We start from the raw sequence: 8,147 nt of genomic DNA, 5'->3' as shown, positions 1-8,147 counted from the left end.
GGGCGGGCAGGGCGGGCCAGAGCAAGGCGGCGAACAGGAACGCCGGGGTCACCGGTTTGTTCTGCTTGATGCGCAGGTCGGTGTTGATCAGCGCTTCGCTGATCAAGGTGTGGGTGTAGGTCGGGTTGTATTCCAGCGCCTCGGCACTGGCGGGGAACAGCGGGTCGAACAACTGCAGGTCGACGAGCATTTCGAAGGTGTCTGCGGCGTGACCCGACAAGAACAACTTGAGCACTTCTTCGAACAGGCGCGCCGACGGGATTTCCCTCAGCATCGGCGCCAGTTCGCGAATCGGCAGGGCGCTGTGCTTTTCAATGCCGAAATCCAGCTTGGCGGCGAAACGCACGGCTCGCAGCATACGCACCGGGTCTTCCTGGTAACGCTGCCTGGGATCGCCAATCAGGCGGATAAGCCGGTTGCGGATGTCGTGAACGCCGTTGGCGTAATCAAGGATGCGTTCGCTGACCGGATCGTAATACAGCGCATTGATGGTGAAGTCGCGGCGCTGCGCGTCTTCTTCCAATGTGCCGTAGACGTTATCGCGCAGGATGCGCCCGCTCTCGTTGCGCGAAGACTGGTTGCTGTCTTCTTCTTCGTCGTTTTGCGGGTGGTTGGCGCGGAACGTCGCCACCTCGATGATCTCGCGGCCGAAATGGATATGCACCAGCTTGAAGCGCCGCCCGATGATCCGCGCGTTGCGGAACTCGGCTCGTATCTGCTCTGGCGTGGCGCTGGTGGCGACGTCGAAATCCTTGGGCGTGATATTCAACAGCATGTCGCGCACGCAACCACCGACCAGGTAAGCCTGGTAGCCGGCGTTCTGCAGGCGTTCGACGATGTTAACCGCGTAACGGCTGAATTGGGCCTTTTGCAACGAGTGCTGGCCGCTGTTGAGCACTTCAGGCGTGCTGCGGATGTGTTGCGTACGACGCAAGGGAGAACGGAATGACTGGAACAGCTTCTTCAGCATGGGATGCACTGTTTGAAGGAATATTCGGCCAAAAACGAGGAATGACCGCATGATGGGCGGGGATTCTAGCATTTAGTCGAGGGATGGTGTAGGACGCAGGAGTTTTGAGCTGCAAGCTTTAGGCGACAAGCTTGTAGGCTGCCGGGAAGGCGGAATGACAGAAACCACAAGGGGAGCCGAAGCTCCCCCAGAATTAGTTGCGTGCTCTGTTTTTATTATTGGTTTCGGGCTTCTTGTTTTTGTTGAGTGCCCACGTCACGAGGTTTCCCTTCGTGACCCTCCCAATCGGGAGCCAAGAGCAAACGGATTGCTTTGGTCGCTGTGTTGCAGTGATCAATCGATCCAACCAGTTCAGGCACCTGTCTTGAGACAGTTTTATTGTTCTCGGCCTGGTTGTGGGGCAAGCCCCAAATACAACGCCTCTCCAAAAGAATCAGTTAGCTGCGCCTCTCGCCGTCTTGTTTTTATTGTGCGTGAGTCGATTCGTCTTATTTTTATTGTCTTGTGTATTGCTTGTTATTGTTCTTGTACCAAAGCTATAGCAGGGTGCGTGCCAACTTTTGGAAGGCCCAGCGAAACCGGGGGTTCTATGGTTATAGCGGTTTTTTCGAGGCGAAAAAAAGCCGGGGCTTCGTTACCGTAAACCCCGGCATCTGTTACGTGAAAAAGCTGAGGTAACAGTTTTTTCACATCCTGCGGTGTTACCTGCGTGTTTCAGCTCTCGCTGGCGACGCCCGTCTTGCGGCGTGGGATACCCAGGCGCTGGCGGCGCTCCCACAGGCACTTGCGGCTCACGCCCAGCTTGCGCGCAAGTTCGGTCTCGGTCATGTGGTCCTGGTGCTCCAGGACGAAGTGCTGGAAGTAGTCCTCCAGCGACAGGTCTTCGGTGGGCTCGTGGCTGGTGTTGTTGGCGCCGCCGCCCTGTTGAGGGGCCAGGCCGATGAATTCTTCATCGTCCAGGTCACTCAATTCGATGTCGATCCCCAGCAGGTCGGCGGAAATTTCCGGGCTCTCGCACAGGATCACCGCGCGCTCCACGGCATTTTCCAGCTCTCGGACGTTACCCGGCCAGGCGTAATGACGAATGGCTTGTTCGGCGTCCGGGGCAAACTTCAGATCAGTGCGGTTGACCCGCGCGCTCTGGCGGGCGAGGAAGGCATTGGCGATCTCGTTGACGTCCGCGCCGCGCTCGCGCAGCGGTGGCAGCTTCAGGGCAATCACGTGCAGCCGGTAATACAGGTCTTCCCGGAACTGGCCGATTTTCGCCAGGCTCTTGAGGTCGCGGTGCGTCGCGGCGATCAGGCGCACATCGACTTTCTGCGACTGGACCGAACCGACTCGACGAATCTCGCCTTCCTGGAGGACGCGCAACAGCCGCGCCTGGGCTTCCAGGGGCAGCTCGCCGATTTCGTCAAGAAACAGCGTGCCGCCATCCGCCGCCTCGACCAGGCCGGCACGCCCTGCGCTGGCACCGGTGAAGGCGCCTTTCTCATGGCCGAACAGCTCGGACTCGATCAGGCTTTCCGGGATGGCCGCACAGTTCACCGAAATCATCGGCGCCTTGGCTCGGCGGGACAGGTTATGCAGCGCCCTGGCCACCAGCTCCTTGCCGGTGCCGGACTCGCCCTGGATCAGGACGTTGGAATCGGTCGGCGCCACTTTGCGGATCTTGCTGTAAAGGTCCTGCATGGGTGGGCAGGAGCCGATGATGCCGATTTCGCCATTGCTGTTGCTGGCGCCCGCCTTGCCTGGAGCCGCGGCTTTGCCGTTCGTCGGTTCCGAAGGCTGGCTGCTCGCCGTTTGTCGGTCACGCAGGATTCGAGCGACGGCCTGGAGCATTTCGTCGTGGTCGAACGGCTTGGCGATGTAGTCGACCGCACCCATTTTCATGGAGTCGACCGCCGAGCGCAGGCTGGCATAACTGGTCATGATCAGCACAGGCGTGCCCTGGCCGAGCTTGATCAACTCGGTCCCGGGGGCACCAGGCAGGCGCAGGTCACTGACGATCAGGTCAAACGTTGGAATGCTGAAACGCTCTTGTGCTTCCTGCACGGAACCGGCTTCGCTGACCTGGTACTGGTTGCGTTCCAGCAGGCGGCGCAAGGCGGAGCGGATAATTGTTTCGTCTTCGACGATCAAAATGTGCGGCATTGATTCGATTCTCTCGACGGTCTCAGTTCACAGCGGACGTCGCTTCGACATGACGCGGCAAGGTCACCCGGATACGGGTGCCGCGTTGGCTCTGAACATCGGCCGGGCTGTCGATGGTGATTTGTCCATAATGCTCTTCAACGATGGAATAGACCAGTGCGAGGCCCAGACCGGTGCCTTCGCCAGGATCCTTGGTGGTGAAGAAAGGTTCGAACAATCGGTCCATGATGTTCTGGGGAATTCCGCTGCCTTCGTCTTCGACGATCAAGTCGACCGTGTGTTCAAAGGCTTCGCTCTTGACTCGGACCGCGCTTCCGGCCGGCGAGGCGTCGCGCGCATTGGAAAGCAGGTTGATCAGCACTTGGGCAAGCCGCTGAGGGTCGCCATCGACCCAATGATCCGGGTCGCACAGGTTGAAGAACTGCACTTCGAAATTGCGCCGGTTGAGTGCCAGCAGGCCAATGGCGTCCTGCGCGACTTCGGCCAGGCATACCGGCTCGTCGTTGTGCTGGTGGCCACCGGCGTGGGCGAAACTCATCAACGATTGGACGATGCGCGACACGCGCTTGGTCTGTTCGAGAATCTGCCCGCTGATTTCCGTCAGCTCGCCGTCGTCCTCACGTTCTTCGCGCAGGTTCTGCGCCAGGCAGGCAATGCCGGTGATCGGGTTGCCGATTTCGTGGGCCACGCCGGCGGCCAGTCGTCCGATGCTGGCCAGGCGCTCGGAGTGAACCAGTTTGTCTTCGAGCATCTGGGTGTCGGTCAGGTCTTCCACCAGCAGCACCAGGCCGCTGTTGCCCGGCGCCAACGGCTCGTCGATCGCCGCCTTGTGCAGGTTCAGCCAACGGGTCTGGCCGTCGAGCGCCAAGTGCTGTTTGTGCAGATGTTCGTCCGGCAGATCGATGAAGCCTTGCAGCAAGCCTTTCCACGGCTCGCCCAGGGTGCTCAGGCGCGAGCCGACCACGCGCTGGGCGGCGATGCCGGTCAGCTCCTCCATGGCCTTGTTCCACATGAGGATTTCCTGGTCCTTGGCCAGCGAACAGACGCCCATCGGCAGTTCCTGCAAGGTCTGGCGGTGGTAGCGGCGCAAGGCATCCAGCTCGGCGGCGAGGCCAGTGAGGCGCGAATGGTAGTCCTCGAGGCGGCTTTCGATGAAGTGGATGTCTTCGGTCACGTAGTTTTCGCCGCCCGCCTTGTAAGGCAGGAAGGTTTCGACCATGTCCTGGGCCACGCTGGGGCCCATCAGGCCGGACAGGTTGGCTTCGATCCGGTCGCGCAAGCGACGCAACGCGTACGGGCGACGCTCATCGAACGGCAGGTAAAGATCGCGCAGGGCCTGTTCGACTTCCTTTTGTGCGGCCTTGGCGCCCAGCGGCTTGGCCAGTTGCGTGGCGAATTCCTGGGGCGAGGCGGCGTGCAGTTCGCGGCGTTGCGGGCGACGCACGTTATCCACGGCGCAGGCTTCGGCGGCGCTGGCTTCTTCACTGCTGGCGTTGGTGAACAGCGAAATCAAGGTGAACATCAGCACGTTCGCCGCCAGCGAGGCGATGGCTGCCATGTGCCAGCTGGTGTCGTCGAGCACGTAGATCATGTTCAGCAGCGGGATGTAGAAACCCTGCAGGTTGCCCAGCAGCGGCAACAGCATCGCGACCAGCCAGACCAGGATCCCCGCCAGCAGCCCGGCGATAAAGCCGCGGCGATTGGCGGTTGGCCAATACAGGACCGACAGCACGCCGGGCAGGAACTGCAGGGTGGCGACGAACGCGACGATGCCCAGGTTGGCCAGGTCCTGCCCGTCGCCCAGCATCAGGTAGAAACCATAACCGGCCATGATGATCGCAACGATCAGCGCGCGGCGGGTCCATTTCAACCAACGGTAGATGTTTCCTTCCGCCGGCGGCTGGTAGAGCGGCAGCACCAGATGATTGAGGGCCATGCCCGACAACGCCAGGGTGGTGACGATGATCAGGCCGCTGGCCGCCGACAGCCCGCCGATATAGGCCAGCAATGCCAGGGCCTTGCTGTTGGCGGCAATGCCGATGCCGAGGGTGAAGTACTCCGGATTGGTGCTGGCGCCGAGTTTCAGACCTGCCCACAGGATCAGCGGCACCGCCAGGCTCATCAACAGCAGGAACAGCGGCAGGCCCCAGCTTGCGCTGACTAGTGAGCGCGGGTTGAGGTTTTCGGTGAAGGTCATGTGGTACATGTGCGGCATCACGATTGCCGAGGCGAAGAACACCAGCAACAGCGTGCGCCACGGGCCTTCCTGCAACGGCGTGTGCAGGGCGGCGAGGGCGGTCTGGTTCTGCAGCAGCCAGAGCTCAAGCTGCTGCGGGCCATCGAACACGCCGTACAACGCGTAGAGACCGACGCCGCCGATGGCAATCAGCTTGATCACCGATTCAAAGGCAATGGCGAACACCAGCCCTTCGTGTTTTTCCCGGGTGGCGATGTGCCGGGAGCCGAAAAAAATCGTGAACAGAATGATCAGCGCGCAGAAGCTCAGCGCTACTCGGTGTTGCACCGGTTCGCGGGTCAGGATACTGATGGAATCGGCGACGGCCTGGATTTGCAGAGCGAGCAGCGGTAACACGCCGACCAGCATGAAGATCGTGGTCAGCGCGCCGGCCCAGGTGCTGCGAAAGCGAAAGGCGAACAGGTCGGCCAGCGATGACAGTTGGTAGGTACGGGTGATCTTCAGGATTGGATAAAGCAACACCGGCGCCAGCAGGAAGGCCCCGGACACCCCAAGGTAGCTGGACAGGAAACCATAGCCATACTGATAGGCCAGCCCGACCGTGCCATAAAATGCCCATGCGCTGGCGTAGACCCCCAGCGACAGGGTGTAGGTCAGCGGGTGGCGGATGATTGCCCGGGGGATCATGCCTCGTTCGCTGATCCAGGCCACGCCGAACAGCACCGCCAGGTAGCCGGCGCTGATCAGGATCATCTGGGTCAGGCTAAAGCTCATCGGCATCTTTTTGGCTCTGCAGGATGAAGGTCACGACGATCAGGATCAGCCAGAGCAGATACGGCCGATACCAGGCACCCGTGGCATCGATCCACCAATCCATGATGGCCGGGGAGAACAGGTAGATCCCGACTACCAGGAGCAGGACCAAGCGATAGATGTACATCCCGGCCTCTCTTTATTTATGCGCGTGCCCGAAAACGTGCGGCGATGGTAACGGATAGGCGGCAGGCTGCAAGGGCCGTCATGGTATTTGCGCTTCGGGCAGGGTGAGGACGCACGGGATCTTGCTCGCATCCCAGTGCCGAATGCCCCAGGCCTGCAGTTCGCGGGGGCTGGCTTCGAATAGCTCCGGGCCCGGTTGCTGGCCCAGTGCGCGCAATGCCCGTAACAGCAGCGGCGTGGCCTGGTCCGCTGTCAGCGGCGGTGAACGATAGGATTTGCCGAGCTTGTGCCCGTCGGGCTGGGTGATCAGCGGCACATGCAGGTAACGCGGTTGCGGCAGCCCGAGGAGTTCCTGCAGGTAGAGCTGGCGCGGCGTGGAGTCCAGCAGATCAGCGCCGCGGACGATATCGGTGACGCCTTGCCAGGCGTCGTCCAGCACCACCGCCAACTGATAGGCGTAGAGCCCGTCACGACGACGGATCACGAAATCACCGGCCTCACGGCCCAGATGCTGGCGAAATTCGCCCTGGACCCGGTCGGTGAAGTGATAGTCAAGCTCGGGGACGCGCAGGCGGATGGCGGCGTCCTTGGTGTCGTGGCCGGCGTTGCGGCATAGCCCCGGGTAAATACCCTGATACGGTTCCAGTTGCTTGCGCGAACAGGTGCAGGCGTAGGCCAGGCCTTGGCTGAGCAAGCGATCGATGACCAGTTGATAGGCTTCATGGCGGTCGCTCTGGCGGACCATTTCGCCATCCCATTCAAAACCATAGGTTTGCAGCGCATTCAGGATCGCCGCTTGCGCGCCGGGCTCTTCCCGCGGTGGGTCGAGGTCTTCCATGCGCAACAACCAGCGCCCGCCCGCGGCCCGGGCATCGAGGTACGATGCCAGGGCGGCGACCAGCGAGCCGAAGTGCAGGTGGCCGCTGGGGGTGGGGGCGAAGCGTCCGATGTAAGTGGTCATAGGGCGAATGTCATTGGGGTCAGGGCGGTAGGCAATCTCGACAACAAAGCATATCCCCTGTGGGAGCGAGCCGGCTCGCAATAGCGGAGTATCGGTCACATCAAAGCTGGCTGACCCACCGATTTCGCGAGCAGGCTCGCTCCCGCAAGGGGGTGTGCAGGAGGTGCGCAAACAAAAAACGGAGCGTATGAACGCTCCGTTTCGGTGACAGCCCCGGCGATTACTTGCCGACCTGTTTTTCCTTGATCTCCGCCAGGGTCTTGCAATCGACGCACATGTCTGCGGTTGGACGTGCTTCCAGTCGCTTGACGCCGATCTCGACGCCGCAGGACTCGCACCAGCCGTATTCTTCGTCTTCGATCAGTTGCAGCGTCTTGTCGATTTTCTTGATCAGCTTGCGTTCCCGGTCACGGGCGCGCAGTTCGAGGGCGAACTCTTCTTCCTGGCTGGCACGGTCGGCCGGGTCGGGGAAGTTGGCAGCGTCGTCCTTCATATGGTCCACGGTGCGGTCGACTTCCAGCATCAAGTCCTGTTTCCACTTGTTCAGGATCTTGGTGAAGTGCGCGCGCATCGGGGCGCCCATGTACTCTTCGCCCGGTTGTGGGATGTACGGCTCAAACCCGCTGAGCGACTGATTTTGATTCTGCTTTGCTTGGGTGGGCATGAATGGACCGCCTCTACTCTTGTAATCCACTACGCAGGATTGCTCCATCACCGACACCTGCCGGCCCTGCGGCTGCAAGCGGGCGAACTTACCAGATCAAATCGGGCCGCGCTACTCCCGGTTGTCGAGCCTGCGGCGGCCGGGGCCGGTAAAACGGGGCCGGGTTCGCTTCGGTGGGGGTGCAATCCTGCTCAATGCTTGATTCTAGTCAAGCCTGGGCCAATCGCTGGAACCATTTCCAGCGAACTACGGTAGGACCCTTCTG

5 protein-coding genes and 1 pseudogene are annotated in these 8,147 nt (G+C 61.1%); all 6 read right to left on the bottom strand.

Translation table 11 applies throughout. From position 1 onward, the window contains the following. A pseudogene (gene pcnB / locus ACE04F_RS06835) lies at positions 1-970 on the bottom strand (polynucleotide adenylyltransferase PcnB); the annotation flags it as partial. A 714-nt stretch (positions 971-1,684) separates the two neighbouring features. Continuing rightward, positions 1,685-3,121 carry a sigma-54-dependent transcriptional regulator gene (locus ACE04F_RS06830; protein WP_434628241.1) on the bottom strand — a complete coding sequence of 479 codons (1,437 nt, stop codon included), beginning with the start codon at positions 3,119-3,121 and terminating at the stop codon, positions 1,685-1,687. A 22-nt stretch (positions 3,122-3,143) separates the two neighbouring features. Then, positions 3,144-6,098, bottom strand: a complete 2,955-nt coding sequence (locus ACE04F_RS06825; RefSeq protein WP_486105543.1) for a sensor histidine kinase — start codon at positions 6,096-6,098, stop codon at positions 3,144-3,146. After that, positions 6,082-6,258: a hypothetical protein gene (locus ACE04F_RS06820; RefSeq protein ID WP_003176118.1), complete on the bottom strand. Its 177-nt coding sequence runs from the start codon at positions 6,256-6,258 to the stop codon at positions 6,082-6,084. Before ACE04F_RS06820 ends, ACE04F_RS06825 begins: the two co-directional genes overlap by 17 nt. A gap of 78 nt (positions 6,259-6,336) precedes the next feature. Further along, positions 6,337-7,218, bottom strand: coding sequence for a tRNA glutamyl-Q(34) synthetase GluQRS (gene gluQRS / locus ACE04F_RS06815; RefSeq protein ID WP_486105542.1), 882 nt, complete (start codon positions 7,216-7,218; stop codon positions 6,337-6,339). 220 nt (positions 7,219-7,438) lie between these two features. Then, positions 7,439-7,882, bottom strand: coding sequence for an RNA polymerase-binding protein DksA (dksA, locus tag ACE04F_RS06810; protein ID WP_434571787.1), 444 nt, complete (start codon positions 7,880-7,882; stop codon positions 7,439-7,441). Positions 7,883-8,147 lie beyond the last annotated feature (265 nt).

The organism is Pseudomonas sp. AGC41 (genome assembly GCF_057334555.1).
The sequence above is the reverse complement of the archived record's forward strand: the minus strand, read 5'-3'. Positions and strand labels throughout refer to the sequence as shown.